This window comes from Myxococcus sp. CA023 (genome assembly GCF_010998615.1).
GTDB lineage: Bacteria > Myxococcota > Myxococcia > Myxococcales > Myxococcaceae > Myxococcus.
This window is the reverse complement of the sequence record NZ_JAAEAH010000091.1, coordinates 19,997-36,787: the sequence shown is the minus strand read 5'-3', so window position 1 is coordinate 36,787 and position 16,791 is coordinate 19,997. Positions and strand designations below refer to the sequence as shown.

Sequence of the window (16,791 nt, the reverse complement as noted above, 5' to 3'; positions counted from 1 at the left end):
GGGTCGGTCATCGGCCAGGCACGGGGGGAGGGGGACTCTACGCGATGCGCGGACCCCGCGAAAACAGTGAGGCGGCCGGGAAGCCTGGTGGCCCGGCCGCCGGGCAGGTGCGGGCTACTTCTTCTTCACCTTCGCCAGCTCCGTGCGCATGCGCTCCAGCAGCAGGTCCCAGCCGCCCTTCTCCATCAGCGGCTTCACCTGCGTGTCCCGGATGTCCTGGAGCATGGAGGAGCCCAGCACCGTCACGTCCACGACCTTCCAGGCGGCGGCTTCCTTCACCAGCCGGTACTTGAGCTTCATCTCCTGCGTCTTCAGCGGATGCTTGATGAAGACGGTGGAGGCCACCGTGGCCTCGGCGCCCTGCACCTGCGAGGGCTCGTAGGTGATGGTGTCCAGGTTCTTGAAGTTCTCCCGCACACGGGGGAAGGCGATGTTCGCGAAGAGGTCCTGGAACAGCGTGACGAACTCCTTGCGCTGCGCATCGGTGCCCTTGCCCCAGTTATCGCCGAGCAGGAACTTGCCTTGCTCCTCGCTGCCGAAGTGCTTGAGGGCCAGGGCGTCGCGCTCGTAGCGCACGGACTGCACCACGGTCTTCACCGGCTTGGCGATGGGGTCTTCCTTCGCGGCGAGCGCGGGGAGGGCGAAGGCGAAGGTGGCCAGGAAGGCGAGGGTACGGAAGCGGGCGTTCATGTCGGGCTGTTCCTCCAGAGCGGATGCGCGGACGTCTGTTAGCCCAAGGGAACGTCCGGCGCCTCGCGAAATTCATGCTGGGGTGGGAGGCGGCCATCCGGCCGTATCCGCCTGGTCGCCGCGCGCTGGCGGATTCCGAAAAGTTGAATGATGCGGCGCTCTTGCGCGTTTGACTCCTCTAGGACGCCACGTCTAGTGTCCGGCCTTCGCGCACTGTCAGCGCAGCCTCTGAGACGACATGCCTACCGACTTCCTGTTCACGTCTGAATCCGTCACTGAAGGCCACCCGGACAAGATCGCCGACCAGATCTCCGACGGTGTGCTGGATGCCATCATCGCCAAGGACCCTCAGGCGCGCGTCGCCGTGGAGACGCTCGTCAAGACGGGCCTGGCCATCGTCGCGGGTGAGGTGACGACGAACTGTTACGTGGACATCCCGAAGCTCGTCCGCAGCACCATCTGCCGCATCGGGTACACCGACAGCTCCATGGGCTACGACGGCAACACCTGCGGCGTCATGGTGGCCATCGAAGGCCAGAGCCAGGACATCGCCCGGGGTGTCGACAACAAGAAGGACCAGGGCGCCGGCGACCAGGGCATGATGTTCGGCTTCGCCTGCGACGAGACGTCGGAGCTGATGCCGGCCCCCATCCACTACGCGCACGCCATCACCCGCCGCCTGGCGGATGTGCGTCGCAAGCAGCACCCGTGGATCCGCCCGGACGGCAAGAGCCAGGTGACGGTGGAGTACCGCGACGGCCGCCCTGTCCGCATCGACGCGGTGGTGGTGTCCACGCAGCACTCCGAAGAGGTCTCCAACAAGAAGATCCAGGAGGCCATCCGCGAGGACGTCATCGCGAAGGCGCTGCCCAAGAAGCTCATCGACAACAAGACGAAGTTCTTCATCAACCCCACCGGCCGCTTCGTGGTGGGTGGCCCCATGGGTGACTCCGGCCTGACGGGCCGGAAGATCATCGTGGACACCTACGGCGGCATGGGCCGTCACGGTGGCGGCGCGTTCAGCGGCAAGGACCCGTCCAAGGTGGACCGCTCGGCCGCGTACATGGGCCGTCACATCGCCAAGACGGTGGTGGCCGCGGGCCTGGCCCGGCGCTGCGAGGTGCAGGTGTCCTACGCCATCGGCGTGGCCGAGCCCGTCAGCGTCATGGTGGAGACCTTCGGCACCGCCACGGTTCCGGAAGAGCGCATCGCCCTGGCCATCCGCAAGACGTTCGGCCTGCGTCCGCGCGAAATCACCGAGTACCTGAACCTGCTGCGGCCCATCTACCAGAAGACCGCCGCCTACGGTCACTTCGGCCGTACGGAGAAGGAGTTCACCTGGGAGCGCGTCGAGGAGAAGAAGGACGCGCTGCGGGATGCCGCCAAGGGCGCCACGCCGTCAGGTGGCCGCCGCCTGAAGGCCGTCTGAGACAGGGCGCTTCGATTCGGCCCTCACGCTGCCTCACCGGCGCGTGAGGGCCCGCAAGCACACGGGCCGCTTCCCAGGGAGGGAGGCGGCCCGTTGTGTTTCTGGCTGGGCGCTTCGCTGGCGCGCGAGCCCGGGGGCTCGAGGCTTCGTCGCGGCGAGGCCCTCGCCCGCATGCACCGGGGCGAGGGCGACAGCGGACCGCTTAGTAGCGGTAGGTGTCCGGCTTGTACGGGCCGGAGGTCTTCACGCCGATGTAGTCGGCCTGCTCCTGGCTCAGCTCGGTGAGCTGCGCGTTGAGCTTCTTGAGCTGGAGGCGAGCGACCTTCTCGTCCAGGTGCTTGGGCAGCACGTACACCTTGCCGACCTCGTAGTTGGCGCTCTGCGAGTACAGCTCAATCTGCGCGATGGTCTGGTTCGCGAACGAGCTGGACATCACGTAGCTGGGGTGGCCGGTGCCGCAGCCCAGGTTCACCAGCCGGCCCTTGGCCAGCAGGATGATGCGCTTGTTGTCCGGGAAGATGACGTGGTCGACCTGCGGCTTGATCTCCTCCCACTGGTACTTCTCCAGGGCGGCGACCTCGATTTCGTTGTCGAAATGGCCGATGTTGCAGACGATGGCCTGGTCCTTCATCTTCGCCATGTGGTCGTGCGTGATGACGCCCTTGTTACCGGTGGCCGTCACGAAGATGTCCGCCTTGTCCGCGGCGTACTCCATGGTGACGACGCGGTAGCCTTCCATGGCCGCCTGGAGCGCGCAGATGGGGTCGATCTCCGTCACCCACACCTGGGCGGACAGCGCGCGCAGCGCCTGCGCGGAGCCCTTGCCCACGTCGCCGTAGCCCGCGACGACGGCAATCTTGCCGGCGACCATCACGTCCGTGGCGCGCTTGATGCCGTCCACCAGCGACTCACGGCAACCGTACAGGTTGTCGAACTTGCTCTTCGTCACGCTGTCGTTGACGTTGATGGCGCGGAACAGGAGCGTGCCCTTGGCGGACATCTCCTGGAGGCGGTGCACGCCCGTGGTGGTCTCCTCGGTGACACCGAGAATCTTCGCGCTCTTGCGCGTGTACCAGGTTGCGTCCTCGGCCAGCTTCGTCTTGATGGCGGTGTACAGCTCGCGCTCTTCCTCGCTCTGGGGGGTGGCGAGGACGCTGGCGTCCTTCTCCGCGCGCTTGCCCAGGTGCATGAGCAGCGTGGCGTCACCACCGTCGTCCAGAATCATGTTCGGACCCTCGTGGTCGCTGCCCGCGGGGCCGAAGTCGAAGATGCGGTGGGTGAAGTCCCAGTACTCCTTGAGGGACTCACCCTTGTGCGCGAACACCGGCGTGCCGGCCTGCACCAGCGCGGCGGCGGCGTGGTCCTGCGTGGAGAAGATGTTGCACGACGCCCAGCGGACCTCGGCGCCCAGCGCCTGGAGCGTCTCCACCAGCACGGCCGTCTGGATGGTCATGTGCAGCGAGCCCGTCACGCGCGCGCCCTTGAGCGGCTGCGTCTTGGCGTACTCCTCGCGGATGGCCATGAGCGCGGGCATTTCGCTCTCGGCGATGCGGATTTCCTTGCGGCCCCAGTCGGCGAGCGACAGGTCGGCGATGGCGTAATCCTGCTTCTGGGACTTGGTTGCAGCGGTCATGGCAATGGCTCCTGGTCCAGCGGGCGCGGCGTCCCGGGCTTGGGGAAGTTCGGTGTGAATGCTGCGACGACTCACCCTCGCAAGAGATGCGTACAGGTGAGCGCCGTTGGGTGATTCCGCTTCGAGCCTGGGGCCGTGTCCGGCCTCGCAGCGCTCCTCGAAGTCAGCGGGGAACCTACGAAAAGGACCCCTTCATTTCAACGAGAGACTGCCGCCCCCGAGGGCAGGCGGACAGCCTGCTCCATCCACTTTCAGACGCCCACCTAGCGAGGGAACGTGGCGAGCGTGAGGGACTCAGGAGGGACGGTCAGCTCCTTGGGCGCCAGCGCCACGCCGGACAGGTAGCGCCAGCCGGTGCCGTCGTGGCGGAAGTCGGAGCGCTCCACGAAGGAGCGGTCCTTTCCCTTCTCGAACACCTTGGCGAAGAAGAGCACCTGCGCCAGTCCGTCCGCGTCCGGTTCCCGGCGGTCCATCACCACCAGCTTCGGGTACTGGTGCGCCTGGGCGAAGGCGCGCAGCTCGCGCAGCACCTCGTCCTGGGGCCGCGCGCGGTCCGGGTGGTGGGGGTGCAGCGTCTTCCACAGCCAGGCCACCTCGCGCAGGGCGAAGGCGCTGTAGCGACTGCGCATGAGGCGCTCGGCGTCGGGCGGCTCGGCCTCGCCTCGGTGGAAGGGCGCGCAGCACTCGCGGTAGCGCAGGCCGGAGGAGCAGGGGCAGAGGGGGGCAGGGGGCATGGTGCGGTCCGAGCCTACCCGTCCTGCGCGGGCCGTGGGTGTTCGTGCGTACAGAGGCGGTGGAACACCCTTGCTGGGCGGGGAGAGCAGGCATACATCCGGGGGCCGCACCCTATGAGCCTCCTCGAAGCCATCGTCCTGGGTCTGGTCCAGGGTCTCACGGAGTTCCTTCCCATCAGCTCCACGGCGCACCTGCGCATCGCGCCGGAGCTGTTCGGCTGGAGGGACCCGGGCGCGGCGTACTCGGCGGTCATCCAGTTGGGCACGGTGGCGGCCGTGCTCATCTACTTCCGCAAGGACATCGTCTCGCTGGTGGCGGCCTTCTTCCGAGGGCTGGCGCGGCGCGAGCCCTTCGGCACGCTGGAGGCGCGGCTGGCGTGGTTCGTCCTGGTGGGCACGTTGCCTGTCGGCATCGCCGGGCTGACATTGAAGAAGTTCATCGAGAACGAGTTCCGCTCGCTCTACGTCATCTCCGGAAGCCTCATCGTGCTGGCCCTCATCCTCCTCGTGGTGGAGAAGCGGGCCTCGCACCAGCGGACGCTAGCGGACATGCGGTGGAAGGATGGCATCCTCATCGGCATGTGGCAGGCGCTGGCGCTGATTCCGGGTGCGTCTCGCTCTGGCACGACGCTGACGGGCGGCCTGTCGCTGGGGCTCAAGCGCGAGGATGCGGCACGCTACTCGTTCCTGCTGTCCATCCCGGCCACCACGCTGGCGGGCGTCTTCGAGCTCAAGCACCTGCTGGAGGCGGAGACGCGGCCTTCCGCGATGGCGCTCTGGGTGGGGACGCTGGTGGCCTTCGCGTCGGGCATGGCGGCCATCGCGTGGCTGTTGCGCTTCCTGCGCACGCGGACGACGTTGGTGTTCGTCGTATACCGCGTGGCGCTGGGCGTGCTGCTGCTGGTCCTGCTCCAGACGGGGAAGCTGAGCCCGATGTCGGGAGCGGAGAACGTGGAGGTCCCTGGCGAGCCGGGGACGCCGCCGGTGGAGAAGCAGATTACCGACTAGCGTGAGAGGACGTGGGCCGTGAGTGTGGAGGCGCTGTTCCAGACACTGGAGTCACGGCTGTCCTCGCGGCCGGCGCGTGAGGTGCACCTGCCGGGGTGGAGTCTGCGGGAGGCCTCGGTGCTGGTGCCGGTGTTCGAGCGGGACGGCGTGCCCCACGTGCTCTTCACGCGCAGGCCCGCGACGCTGCGGACGCATGCGGATCAGTACAGCTTCCCGGGGGGAGGCCGCGACCCCGAGGACGCGACGCCCCTGCACACGGCGCTGCGCGAGACGGAAGAGGAGCTGGGCATCGACCGGCGCGGCGTGCGGGTGCTGGGCATGCTGGACGAGGTGCCCACGATTTCGCAGTACCGGGTGCGGCCCTTCGTGGGGGTGATTCCCGGGGACGGGAAGTACCGGCCGAGCGCGGAGGAGGTGGCCTACATCCTGGAGGTGCCACTGTCGGGGCTGTTGGACCCGGCCATCCTCCGCGTGGAGCAGAAGGAAATCCTGGGGGCGGAGCGGGACCTGTACTTCTACACGTATGGGACGCACGTCATCTGGGGCGCGACAGCGCGCATTCTTCGCGACTTCCTGAACCACGTGACGCAGGTGCCCGGCGGGGCGGGGTAGGGCGCCGCCGCGTCAGGGTAGGCGGGTTCGGAAATGGAGCCAGGGGATGAGCTCCGGGTGCTTCTGCTCCACGTTTGTCTTGGGCAGGGCGTGGGCCAGGGTGTTGAGCCCGTGCTTGATCCGACGCATGACGAGGAGTTTCTCGATGGGGACGGCGCGGAAGTCTTCCTGCGCCAGCGCCATCCATCGTGACGCTTCCTCCAGCGACATCGTCGTGAGGCGCTGGATCCACGCGACGATGGGCTCCGAGTCGAGGACGGGGTCACCTTCGCGTTCGCCCAGTTCGGAGATCAGTCCTGCCCGCAAGTTCATCGCCGAGAGCATGAATGAGTGCTCTGTAGCCCCCAAGGGAGGTTGTTTCGCGAGGGCATCGTAGATGCGAAGGGCGACCTGGGCCCAACCGGGGCTTTTTTCCTCGCGCGCTCTCGCTGCGATGGTGAACGCAAAGACATCCCAGTTGAAGGGCTCGCCTTCAATGGGCCCACCAAGGGTGACCCTGTCGAGCCATGGATTCACTTTCGAGAGGGGCCATTCCAGGACGTCGTCAAAAAGGTCACGAGTCGGGTTCATTGGGCAGGTCCCTAGGGGAACAAGATACCGGCTCGGGAGAAGGCCTGTCTGCCGATTTCCAGCGCTCTGGCACTCGTGGCTGCGGGAGCCTCGAAGAGGTAGTGGCCACTGTGAGGCGTGATCTCCACACCTGTGCGTAGCATGCCATGGGCGGCGATTTCAGCTTCGCCTGCTGCGAGCACTGGGCGTCCTCCGCTGGCGACCGCGTGCGAGATCTCTTTTGTTCGCCATGTGTGAGGGACAATCAGCAATTCCCCCTCCGCAGTCACCACCCACTTGATGGAACCGTTGTTCACATACTGTAGAAAGTCGGGGTCTGTGACTCGGACGGGGCGAACGCCTACCAACCGCGCGATTTTCTGCTCCTTGTCCAAGAGGAGGGGGCGTTGATTCTCAAGGAGCTTCGTGGGAGCGCCGTCCAAGGAGGAGGGCACGTCTGCTCCTCCCTGGCCGCGAGCAGTCATGGCGACCGCATTGGGCGCAAGGCCCACGGTCATGACGCCCTCCGCCACGGTGATGGAGCGCACGCCTCCTGCCATCGCCGCGGACAGCCGGAATCCCGCTTGTGCCTCCGCGGCTAATGCCGCGCTGGCGAAGCCGGGCAGTGTCGGTCCCTTGGAGGCCATGCTCGCGGCCCCACCACTCAGCGCCGCCGTCAGCGCGAGGATGAGCACGCGCGCTCCGTTCTCTCCCATGACTCGGCCGAAGCGGTGCCCCGCGTCCTCCAGCTCCCGGAACGACTCCGCGCGGTCAGCGTCCGCTGACAGTCTCTGCCAGCCCTCCATGAGACCCATGAAGGCGTCCACGCCGAGGTAGGCGAGGACGAAGGTCGTCAGTGCGACGGCGACGACCTTGGTCACGGGCTCCGGCGCGACGATGAGGAACATGTACGCGGCCATCGCCGACGTCAGCATTGCCCTGAGCGCGAGCGGGTTGACGACCTCCTTCACTGCGTCCTGTACGCCGTCCCACACGCCATCCCAGGCGAAGGCGAGCGCCATCTGTCGGCGCGCCTTGGCATCCAGGAAGGAGAAGCCACCCTCCAGGAGCGTGAGGCACTCGCCAGGACTGTCCTGTCGGGAGCACCAGGCGCCGTAATCGTGTCCGGCGCCCTGGGACTCCGAGCCCCACGGGGCGAGCCGGACCCGTGGACGCTCCGCTGCCCCGTCGTGGAGGGAGAAGCGCATGTCCAGCACGAGCCGGGTCATCACCTTCCGGAACGCGTCTTCGTCCACTTCGACCGGCTTTGCGCTCTTCGGCGGGATGTAGACGATGGGCTCGCCTTGTCCCGTATCCAGGCGCACGACTCGCGGTGTCGCGCAGCCCACGAGAAGTATGCTCAAGAGCAGTGCACCTGCTCCACGCAACGTCATGTCGTCCCCCTGGCGTGTGCCCCGAACTGTGGGAGCACACATCAGGAGTTAGCACCCGGCTCTGACGACCCGAGGAGGTCCAGAGACACCGGACCTCACTCCGTTGCGGCTCACGACTTCTGCTTCTGCTTCTGCTCCAACTCCGCGCGCAGCTGCTCTTCCCGCGCGCGCAGCTCCGGGGTGAACTCGGCGCCGAAGTCCTCGGCCTCGAAGACGGGGCGAATCTCCAGCTCCGACTCCTCGCCGGGCATGGGGGGCGGGCAGCGGCGCGCCCACTCCACGGCCTCGTCCATCGACTTGACCTGCCACATCCAATAGCCGGCGATGAGCTCTTTCGTCTCCGCGAACGGACCATCGATGACGCTCTTCTTCCCGTCCGCGAACCGGATGCGCTTGCCCTTGTTGCTCGGGTGGAGACCGTCACCGGCCAGGAGCACGCCCGCCTTCATCAGCTCCTCGTTGTACTTGCCCATCTCGGTCATCAGCTTCTCGTCGGGCATCACATTGGCTTCGGAGTTCTTCGTCGCCTTCACAATGACCATGACGCGCATCGGTTCTTCCTTTCGGTTCGGGAGGCGCTGCGTCCTCGTTCAAAATGGCGACGAATAAGCTCGAAGCGGATCGACACGCGGCGAAAAAATCGTGAGGCAGGCTGGCCCGGGGCTCAGGGAAACCCCATGAGTCCAGGAAATATCAAGGGGTTGCGTGAGTCGTCGGGCCGACTGAGTGGCTGCGAACCTCGCCCATGGCGCAACGCGAGAGATGCGTGAGGCTCGGCCCACCGCGCCGAGGACTGCGTCCCGTGGGCCCTTGCATCGCCTCTCCGCCATGACGCTCGTTTCGACCGCGCCATGTCGGTCCGGGGGAACGCGGCGGCCGGGCCCAGCGGGCCCTCTCCTCGTGCCCTCCAGTCGGCATTGTGAAGCGTTGATGTCGGCATCACCGTCCTGGGAGGCAGTGTTGGTGCGCGGCGCGCCAGGGGGCCGACATGGTTCGTGGAGCACTGAATGAAGGGGGCCGGCTGCTTGCCGCGCTCACACGCCTGATTGAGGTGCCTTTACATGCGTTGGCGGCGGACCCGTTGCCGTCATGGAACGAGGGGGCGGTGAAGCAGGCCATCATCGACTTCATTTCCCGCTCCACCACCGAGGGGGGCGCCGGCTTCATTCCCCCCGAGGCGCGCATCGCCACCTTCGACAACGATGGCACGCTCTGGCCAGAGGAGCCGCTCGTGCAGGGTGCCTTCCTCCTGAAGCCGCTCCGTTCCCGCATGAAGGAGGACCCGTCGCTCGCGAAGCGGCAGCCGTTCAAGGCCATCATGGAGGGGGACCTCTCCGAGCTCTCCCTCATGGACAAGTCCAAGTTGATGAAGCTGCTCGGGGAGACCCATGCCGGAATGACGGAGGAGGCGTTCAGCCGTGATGTCCGCACCTTCTTTCAGCACGCCCGCCACCCGAGATGGGACGTTCCCTACAACCAGCTCGCCTACGCCCCCATGCTGGAGTTGCTTCGGTATCTGCGCGCGAACGGTTTCCAGACCTGGCTCGCCTCGGCGGGGGGCATCGACTTCATGCGTGTCATCTCCGAGGACACCTACGGCATCCCGCCCCAGCAGGTCATTGGCAGCCAACTGAAGAAGTCGTTCGACGATGCGCACGCTCCCTCGGTGCTGCGCCGTGAGGCGCGCGTGTCCCACGTCAATGACAAGGCGGGCAAGCCGGTGGGCATCGACGAGCACATCGGCCGGCGGCCCGTCTTCGCGGCGGGCAACGTGCGCTCCGGCGGCGACATCCAGATGCTCCAGTACACGCGCAAGCGCCCGCGCCCGGGCTTTGCCTTGCTCATCCACCACGACGACGCGGCACGCGAGTTCGCCTACGAAGAGAAGGACGGTGCGTCATTGAAGGCCGCGCGCTCTGGTGGCTGGGCCGTGGTCAGCATGCAGCGGGATTGGAGGCGCATCTTCGATGAAACGCGAGCACGGACCGGGAACGGGAGGGGATGAAGAGGCGGCGTCCCGCTTCCTGCTGGACCTGGCCAGGGCACTGCACCTGGCCTATCAGCCCTCGCTCCTGGTGGAAGCGCGCGTGCGCCGGGCGGCGCGGGCCTGGGGGCTGAGGACGGAGGTCTTCACGGTCCAGAGCCTGGCCATGACGCAGGTGGTGGCCCCTCGACGGTCGCCCGCGGACTTCGCTCGGTTGCCCTTCAACCCGCACTGGAACCTGGGCCGTGCGGCGGGGCTCCTCCAACTGACGGATGACATCGCGGCGGGAGGCGTGGGCCTGCCGGAGGCCCGTGCGAGGTTGGACCGCATCGTGGCCGAGCGCTCTCCCTATCCGAAGTGGCTCGTGCTCCTGGCTTATGGCGTGTACGGCGCTGCCGTCGCGGCGCGCGTGGGGGGCGGGTGGTGGGAGATGTTCGCGGCCCTCCTCGTGGGCGGCATCGCGGGCGTCATCCATTTCGGGACGTTGCTCTCGCAGCGGGTGGACCTGCAGAAGAGCTTCCTCGCGGCGTTTCTGGGAACGCTGGCGGCGTTCGGGCTCCGATTCGTCCTGCCGCCCTTCGATGTGGTCCAGGCGTTGTTTGGCGGGGCGGTGCTGCTGGTGCCCGCGATGGTGGTCACGCTCGGCTCATTGGAGTTGGCCTCGGAGTCCGTGGAGGCAGGCATGACGCGGCTGGTCTATGGACTGCTGCGCTTCCTGATGATTGGCGTGGGCATCGTGGCGGCCACGACCTTGTGGCGCTTTGTCCGGCCGATACCGGAGTACAGCGACGTGCACGTGCTGTCGCCTTGGGTCACCTTTTTGCTGCTGGCGGTCGGTGGCGTGGCACTGGCTGTCTGCATGGCGGGGCGGCGGCGCGACCTGGTGGGCATCGTCGGCGGGGTGCTGCTCGCCTACGGGACGCAGGCGGGGATGAAGGCGGTGCTGGGAGAGCAGGGGAGTCCGATGATGGCCGCGTTCGTGCTGGGCGTGGCCGGGTTGCTCTACGGCCGGGGCGGACAGCGGATGCCGATGACGGTCATCATGCCGGGCATGTTGCAGCTCGCGCCGGGCTTCATGGGGACGCAGGCCATCATCGCGTTGCTCGGCATGGGGCGCCCGGGCGCGGAGGATGCCCGGCCGTTCGACGTGCTGATGGTGGCGCTCCAGTTGGTGTTGGGGTTGGTGTTCGCGACCTTGGTGGTGCCGTCACGCATCACCGTGGACGGCGACGACACCGCGCCATCGGGTTCCGGGAGCGCGTAGCGCCTCTGGGGCGAACGATGCAGCGCAAATCCGGTTCGACGGGCCCCGGAGGTCCGCCCGGCGGACACGGGCGGCGGCGCTGCTCCGCCGCCCGGCGCCGCGCGTGACTACGCGTGCGACTGCTGGGTTCGGCGGATGAACCGCTCCACCTGGTCGGCCAGCGCCATGACCTGGTCGCCGATGGCGGGCTCCTCTTTGCGCTCGCGCGCCTCCAACAACTGCCGCTTCACGCGCTCCTTGATGGGCCCGATGCTCAAGCTGCCCGGGGCCTGGCTGGGGGGGTAGTCGAGCAGGCTCTGCGCGAACTTCTGGACCAGCGCCTGCGCGGGCACGAACGTGAACATCCGCTCCCCGTACCACTTCAAGTACAGGCCGGCCTTGGGGCCGTACTCGAACGGGTCCGAGCGCAGGTTGATGAGGTACGGCCACGCCGGGTCGAAGCGCTTGCCGCTGAACCACATGTCCGGGCCTTCGCCTTCCTGGTAGCTGAAGATGAGCTTCCAGTCGTCGTACCGGACGGCCGCGAGGTTTCCGCTGTCGAGCACGTAGATGAACTCGTGCCGGGCTCCCTTCTCCTTGCCCGCGAGCAGCCCGGTCTGGTCATACCCATCCAGGTAGACCCGGAAGGTCTTGTCACCCGCCTTGTAGCCGCGCTGGCACTGCGCCACGAGGTCCTTGGGGCCGCCCGCCGCGGAGACCAGCGTGGGCATCCAGTCCTCGTGCGCGAAGATGTCGTTGATGACGCGCCCGGGCTCCACCACGCCCGGCCAGCGCACCATGCAGGGGACGCGAACGCCGCCCTCCCAGGTGGAGCCCTTCTCGCCCCGGAACGGGCTGTTGCCGCCGTCTGGCCAGCCCATCTTCTCCACGCCGTTGTCGGTGGAGAAGACCACCAGCGTGTTGTCGGCGATGCCCAGGTCGTCCAGCTTGGCCAGCAGCACGCCGACGATGTCGTCCAGCTCCCGCATGGCATCCGCGTAGAGGCCGTAGCCGGTGGCGTTCCGGTACTTCTCCTGGAGGTAGGTCCAGACGTGAGTGCGCGTGGTGTTGTGCCAGAGGAAGAACGGCTTGCCGGCCTTCACGGCGCGCTCCATGAAGTCCAGGGTCCCTTGGAGGAACTCCCCGTCCACGGTCTCCATGCGCTTGCGGGTGAGCGCGCCGGTGTCCTCGATGCGCTGCCTACCCACCACGCCCCAGCGCTTGTCCTCGGTGGGGTCATCGCGGTCCGTGGCCCAGCTCCGGAGGACGCCCCGCGGACCGAAGCGCTCCTTGAAGGTCGGGTCCTTGGGGTAGTCCGGGCACTCCGGTTCGCCCTCCGCGTTGAGGTGGTAGAGGTTGCCGAAGAACTCGTCGAAGCCGTGCACGGTGGGCAGGTAGGGGTTGGAGTCACCCACGTGGTTCTTGCCGAAGTGGCCGCAGGTGTAGCCTAGCGGTTTCAGCAGCTCCGCGATGGTGGGGTCAGAGTCCTGGAGTCCATACTTCGCTCCGGGCATGCCAATGGTGGTGAGCCCCGTGCGAAGCGGGTTCATGCCGGTGATGAAGGCCGCGCGGCCCGCGGTGCAGCTCTGCTGGCCATAGCAGTCGGTCATCATCGCGCCTTCCTTTGCGATGCGGTCGATGTTGGGCGTGAGGTACCCCATCATCCCGTGGTTGTAGGCGCTGACGTTCCAGAGCCCGATGTCATCGCCCCAGATGACCAGGATGTTGGGCTTGCGCTGTGACTGCTTGCCATTGCCGTTTCCATTGCCCGTGGGTTTCGCCTTGCTTGCCATGCGTTGCCTCCTGGGCAGGAGGTGTGCACGCGCCCCCTCGGGGACATGGTTCGTGAGGAGGGGGCGTGAGGGGAGGCAACGGGCCGGACTGCCGACCGGGTGAGGACGAGCGCAAGCCTGTTCCCCCGCGAGGGTGTTCGAACCCCTGCTCAATGCACCGGAGGCAGCGCCGGAGGCGCACCGTCACGGGTGTGCCTCGCGTCGGCGTCCATCAGGAAGTGGTGCACCGCCGCCTCCACGGTGGCATGCACATTCTCCGGGCCCAGCCGCTCCAGCAGGCCGGTACGCCGCAGCAGCGCGCGCAGCGGCGCCCGGGCCTCGGCGATGCCCAGCACCACGCCCTCTTCCTCGAATTCACGGCGCAGCTTCTCCAGGCCCTCCGCAGCGGTGACGTCCATGTCGAACACGGCGGACGCATCAAGCACGAACCACCGCACGGGCGCATCCGCGCTGGAGACCAGGGCCCGGGCCTGCTCCCGCAGGTGGCGCGCGTTGGCGAAGAACAGCGGCGCATCGAAGCGGTAGATGACGAGCCCGGGCACCGTCTCGGCGTTCTCGAACCGCTCGATGTCGTGGTAGCCGGGCACGCCCTCGCGCTCGCCAAGCACCGCGTCGTGGGGCCTGGCGGCCCGGCGGATGAGGTCCGCCAGCGCCAGCGCCACCGCGACGAGGATGCCTTGGAGGATGCCCAACACCAGCACCCCCACCATCGTCACGCACGCGAGCACCGCCTCCACGCGCCGCACGCGCCACAGGTCGATGATGGCTCGGAACTCCAGCAGGTACACCGCGGCCACGAAGACGATGGCGCCCAGCGTCACCATGGGCAAGTCGTGCAGCAGGGGCGTGAGGAACAGGGCGAACACCAGCACCACCCCAGCGGCGAGCACCCCCACGAGCTGGGTCCGCCCTCCCATGGAGACGTTGACGGCCGTGCGCGAGTCGCTCCCCGTCACGGGGAACCCCTGGCTGAACGCATTGGCGAGGTTGGCGGCGGCCTGCCCGAGGAACTCCTGGTTGCTGTCCAGCCGGTAGCGGAACCTGTCGGCGTAGAATCGGCCCGTCAGCACGGAGCTGGCGTAGTTGACGAGCGCCAGGCTGAAGGCGGCGGGGAGCAGCGCCCGCACGTCCTCGAAGCGCAGGGACGGCAGGCCTGGAGCGGGGGGCTCGGCGGCGAGGGGGCCCACGACCTTGATGCCCCCGTGCTCCACTTGGAACAGCCCTCCCGCCATCGTGGTGAGGACCACCAGGATGAGCGGACCGGGCGCCCTGGGCAGCAGCCGCCGCAGCAGCACGAGCGTGGTGATGACGCCCAGCCCCAGCAGGAGCGTCGGGACGTGGGTCCGTTCGAGGTGGGTGGCCACCTCGAAAACCTGACCCGAGAACGTGTCGGACTGGCGCTCCATCCCGAAGAGCCGCGCGAGCTGGCTGCCGATGATGATGAGCGCCGCGCCGTTGATGTAGCCGATGAGGATGGGCTTGGACAGGAAGTCCGCGAGCGCGCCCACCTTGAGCAGCCCTCCGAGCAGGCTCAGCACGCCGACCAGCAGCGCCAGCAGTGCCGCCAGGGATGCGTAGCGCGCGGCGTCCGCCCCCGCCGCCATCGGTGCGAGCGCCGCGGCGGTGAGGATGGCGGCACCCGCCTCGGGTCCGATGATGAGGTGCCGCGAGGGCCCGAACAGCGCATAGGCGAACATTCCCACCACGCCCGCGTAGAGGCCCGCTGCTGGACGCACGCCCACGAGTTGCGCATAGGCCAGGCCCTGGGGGATGAGCATCGCGCCAATGGTGAGCGCCGAGAGCAGGTCCGCCCGGAACCAGCGGCGCTGATAGCCGCGTGCCTGCCGCAGGCCCGGCAGGCCGCGCCGCACCGCCCGCCATGTCCGCGCCACCAGGTCGCTCACCGCCCATCCCCTCGCGCTGGTGTCCCCGCGACACGCTGCGAACGCTGGGGCCGCTTCGCAACGCAAGGTCCTCGCCCGGGGCGGCTCCTGGCATGGCCGCATGCCCCTGGGCGAATTGCGCGCCAGGAGCACCGTCCCCATCCCTACCTCGGAGACAACATCAACCGTGGTGCCACGTCCCAGGGCTGTGCGGGGGAGTGCCTGGATGCCCGCCATGCGCAGTACCTCCGCCACGGCACTGGCCCTGAGCCAGTGCGCTCAGACCGACCGAGCACGGAGACCGGGCCTGCTTCCCGGCTTCGGCGACGGGGCTGCCCCCAAGAAACTGGGAACGCTCATGCCCGGCGGCAAGGCGCATGCGGGGGCCCGGGGAACTGGGGCCCGACAGCCCCTACGCCCGCCTAGAACTGCAGGTACACGTACGGGCGCGTCTCCACGGCGGACAGGTGACGGATGCCCAGGCCGAGCACCACCAGCACCGCGGCGCGCACCGGCACGGGCATGCGGACGAAGAGGTCCGACGACACCGTGTAGAGCTTCATCGGCACGGCATGGAAGAAGACGGCCGCGGCCAGCATGCCCCACACCAGCGGGCTCACGTTGGCGATGCCGGGCACGCCTGCCATCATCCGTTCGTAGAACTCGCCCGCGTGCGCCATGTCCGCTGCCCGGAACACCACGCGCGTCAGCACGACGATGGTGAACGTCGTCAACATGCCCACCGCCACGCGGGGGATGCCCGGGGATTCGGGCTTGCCCACCGACCACTCCCAGCAGCGCGACACACACAGCGCCACGCCGTGCACCGCGCCCCAGACAGCGAAGCGCCAGTCCGCGCCGTGCCACAGGCCGCCCAGCACCATTACCGTCATCAGGTTGAACAGCACGCGCGGCTTCGACACGCGGTTGCCGCCCAGCGGCCGGTACAGGTAGTCGCGCAGCCACGTGGACAGGCTCAGGTGCCACCGGTTCCAGAACTCGCCGATGTTCTTCGCCAGATACGGCCGGTTGAAGTTCTCCGGGAACTTGAAGCCGAACAGCGCCGCCACGCCAATCGCGATGTCCGAGTACCCCGAGAAGTCGTAGTAGAGCTCGAAGGTGTAGGCCACCGCCGCGACGATGCACTCCGCGGAGGCGTACTTCTCCGGCGCGGCGAAGACGGGGTCCACCAGTCCCGCGCCCAGCACGTCCGCGATGACCAGCTTCTTCACCAGGCCCACCGCGATGCGGAAGAGGGCGTGGCCACCGGCCTCGGGCGTGAGGCTCGGCGTCTGGCGGAAGTGCACCATCAGCTCCGACGCCCGGACGATGGGGCCACTCACCACGCGCGGGAAGAAGAGCAGGTACAGCAGGTGCTCGATGAACGAGTGCTCCGCGCTCGCCTTCCCCCGATACACGTCCACCGTGTAGCTGATGGCCTGGAAGACGAAGAAGGACAGGCCCACCGGCATCAGCAGGTTGAAGGGCTCGGCGCGGACTTCAATGCCCCACGGCGCCAACAGCGACAGCAGCGTCTGCCGCATCATCTCCAGGTACTTGAAGCCCGCGAGCAGGCCCAGGTTGGAGACGACGGACACCGTGACGAGCGCCTTGCGGACACCCTGTGACTGCGCGCGGCCCATGCCCTTCACGCACAGGTGGTCCACCGTGACGCCCACCAGGAAGATGAGGATGGGGAAGGGCGTGAAGGCCGCGTAGAAGAAGAGGCTGGCCACCAGCAACACGCCGATGCGCGGCCAGTAGTGCCGGTGCACCGCCCAGTACAGGGCGAACACCGCGATGACGAAGACGAGGTACTGGACGCTGTGCGACAGCACG

14 protein-coding genes and 1 riboswitch are annotated in these 16,791 nt (G+C 67.7%); of the genes, 5 read left to right on the top strand and 9 right to left on the bottom strand.

The annotated features are described in order from the left end of the window. Positions 1-114: 114 nt before the first annotated feature. Positions 115-690, bottom strand: a complete 576-nt coding sequence (locus F8M74_RS31495; RefSeq protein WP_141256674.1) for an ABC transporter substrate-binding protein — start codon at positions 688-690, stop codon at positions 115-117. Positions 691-928: 238 nt separating this feature from the next. On the opposite strand from F8M74_RS31495, the gene metK reads away from it, so the two are divergent. Continuing rightward, entirely contained in the window at positions 929-2,119 is a 1,191-nt protein-coding gene (metK, locus tag F8M74_RS31490; protein ID WP_141256675.1) for a methionine adenosyltransferase, read from the top strand. A 202-nt stretch (positions 2,120-2,321) separates the two neighbouring features. Here metK and ahcY read toward each other — a convergent pair whose 3' ends face one another. Both ahcY and F8M74_RS31480 read right to left on the bottom strand, forming a co-directional pair. Beyond that, complete coding sequence (ahcY, locus tag F8M74_RS31485) at positions 2,322-3,752, bottom strand: adenosylhomocysteinase (protein ID WP_141256676.1); 1,431 nt, start codon at positions 3,750-3,752, stop codon at positions 2,322-2,324. A gap of 91 nt (positions 3,753-3,843) precedes the next feature. Further along, a riboswitch (S-adenosyl-L-homocysteine riboswitch) is annotated at positions 3,844-3,917 on the bottom strand. Between the two features lie 98 nt (positions 3,918-4,015). Continuing rightward, on the bottom strand, positions 4,016-4,486 hold the full coding sequence (locus F8M74_RS31480) for a YchJ family protein (protein WP_141256677.1): 471 nt from the start codon (positions 4,484-4,486) through the stop codon (positions 4,016-4,018). A 114-nt stretch (positions 4,487-4,600) separates the two neighbouring features. On the opposite strand from F8M74_RS31480, the gene F8M74_RS31475 reads away from it, so the two are divergent. Together F8M74_RS31475 and F8M74_RS31470 are read left to right on the top strand one after the other, a co-directional pair. Beyond that, positions 4,601-5,494, top strand: a complete 894-nt coding sequence (locus tag F8M74_RS31475; protein ID WP_141256678.1) for an undecaprenyl-diphosphate phosphatase — start codon at positions 4,601-4,603, stop codon at positions 5,492-5,494. Between the two features lie 18 nt (positions 5,495-5,512). After that, positions 5,513-6,106, top strand: coding sequence for a CoA pyrophosphatase (locus tag F8M74_RS31470; protein ID WP_141256679.1), 594 nt, complete (start codon positions 5,513-5,515; stop codon positions 6,104-6,106). Positions 6,107-6,118: 12 nt separating this feature from the next. Here the strand turns inward: F8M74_RS31470 and F8M74_RS31465 are convergent, their stop codons facing one another. The 3 genes from F8M74_RS31465 to F8M74_RS31455 all read right to left on the bottom strand — a co-directional run bounded on the left by F8M74_RS31465 (position 6,119) and on the right by F8M74_RS31455 (position 8,600). Then, positions 6,119-6,676 carry a hypothetical protein gene (locus tag F8M74_RS31465; RefSeq protein ID WP_141256680.1) on the bottom strand — a complete coding sequence of 186 codons (558 nt, stop codon included), beginning with the start codon at positions 6,674-6,676 and terminating at the stop codon, positions 6,119-6,121. A gap of 11 nt (positions 6,677-6,687) precedes the next feature. Beyond that, positions 6,688-7,677: a hypothetical protein gene (locus F8M74_RS31460; protein ID WP_228560090.1), complete on the bottom strand. Its 990-nt coding sequence runs from the start codon at positions 7,675-7,677 to the stop codon at positions 6,688-6,690. A 482-nt stretch (positions 7,678-8,159) separates the two neighbouring features. Beyond that, entirely contained in the window at positions 8,160-8,600 is a 441-nt protein-coding gene (locus tag F8M74_RS31455) for a YciI family protein (RefSeq protein ID WP_141256682.1), read from the bottom strand. 437 nt (positions 8,601-9,037) lie between these two features. Between F8M74_RS31455 and F8M74_RS31450 the strand changes: the two genes are divergently transcribed. Together F8M74_RS31450 and F8M74_RS31445 are read left to right on the top strand one after the other, a co-directional pair. Then, positions 9,038-10,054 carry an HAD family phosphatase gene (locus tag F8M74_RS31450; RefSeq protein WP_141256683.1) on the top strand — a complete coding sequence of 339 codons (1,017 nt, stop codon included), beginning with the start codon at positions 9,038-9,040 and terminating at the stop codon, positions 10,052-10,054. Further along, positions 10,017-11,297 (top strand): threonine/serine exporter ThrE family protein, encoded by a 1,281-nt coding sequence (locus F8M74_RS31445; RefSeq protein WP_141256684.1) that lies wholly within the window; start codon positions 10,017-10,019, stop codon positions 11,295-11,297. Before F8M74_RS31450 ends, F8M74_RS31445 begins: the two co-directional genes overlap by 38 nt. Positions 11,298-11,404: 107 nt before the next feature. Here F8M74_RS31445 and F8M74_RS31440 read toward each other — a convergent pair whose 3' ends face one another. The 3 genes from F8M74_RS31440 to F8M74_RS31430 all read right to left on the bottom strand — a co-directional run bounded on the left by F8M74_RS31440 (position 11,405) and on the right by F8M74_RS31430 (position 16,790). Next, complete coding sequence (locus F8M74_RS31440) at positions 11,405-13,069, bottom strand: arylsulfatase (protein WP_141256685.1); 1,665 nt, start codon at positions 13,067-13,069, stop codon at positions 11,405-11,407. 149 nt (positions 13,070-13,218) lie between these two features. Next, complete coding sequence (locus tag F8M74_RS31435; protein ID WP_141256686.1) at positions 13,219-14,973, bottom strand: SulP family inorganic anion transporter; 1,755 nt, start codon at positions 14,971-14,973, stop codon at positions 13,219-13,221. A 401-nt stretch (positions 14,974-15,374) separates the two neighbouring features. After that, positions 15,375-16,790, bottom strand: coding sequence for an MBOAT family protein (locus F8M74_RS31430; protein ID WP_141256687.1), 1,416 nt, complete (start codon positions 16,788-16,790; stop codon positions 15,375-15,377). Position 16,791: the final 1 nt, after the last annotated feature.

Coding starts and splice junctions, on each gene's coding strand:
- F8M74_RS31495 (WP_141256674.1), bottom strand. CDS start 690: ATGAACGCCCGCTTCCGTACCCTCGCCTTCCTGGCCACCTTCGCCTTC.
- metK (WP_141256675.1), top strand. CDS start 929: ATGCCTACCGACTTCCTGTTCACGTCTGAATCCGTCACTGAAGGCCAC.
- ahcY (WP_141256676.1), bottom strand. CDS start 3,752: ATGACCGCTGCAACCAAGTCCCAGAAGCAGGATTACGCCATCGCCGAC.
- F8M74_RS31480 (WP_141256677.1), bottom strand. CDS start 4,486: ATGCCCCCTGCCCCCCTCTGCCCCTGCTCCTCCGGCCTGCGCTACCGC.
- F8M74_RS31475 (WP_141256678.1), top strand. CDS start 4,601: ATGAGCCTCCTCGAAGCCATCGTCCTGGGTCTGGTCCAGGGTCTCACG.
- F8M74_RS31465 (WP_141256680.1), bottom strand. CDS start 6,676: ATGAACCCGACTCGTGACCTTTTTGACGACGTCCTGGAATGGCCCCTC.
- F8M74_RS31460 (WP_228560090.1), bottom strand. CDS start 7,677: ATGGCGCTCGCCTTCGCCTGGGATGGCGTGTGGGACGGCGTACAGGAC.
- F8M74_RS31455 (WP_141256682.1), bottom strand. CDS start 8,600: ATGCGCGTCATGGTCATTGTGAAGGCGACGAAGAACTCCGAAGCCAAT.
- F8M74_RS31450 (WP_141256683.1), top strand. CDS start 9,038: ATGGTTCGTGGAGCACTGAATGAAGGGGGCCGGCTGCTTGCCGCGCTC.
- F8M74_RS31445 (WP_141256684.1), top strand. CDS start 10,017: ATGAAACGCGAGCACGGACCGGGAACGGGAGGGGATGAAGAGGCGGCG.
- F8M74_RS31440 (WP_141256685.1), bottom strand. CDS start 13,069: ATGGCAAGCAAGGCGAAACCCACGGGCAATGGAAACGGCAATGGCAAG.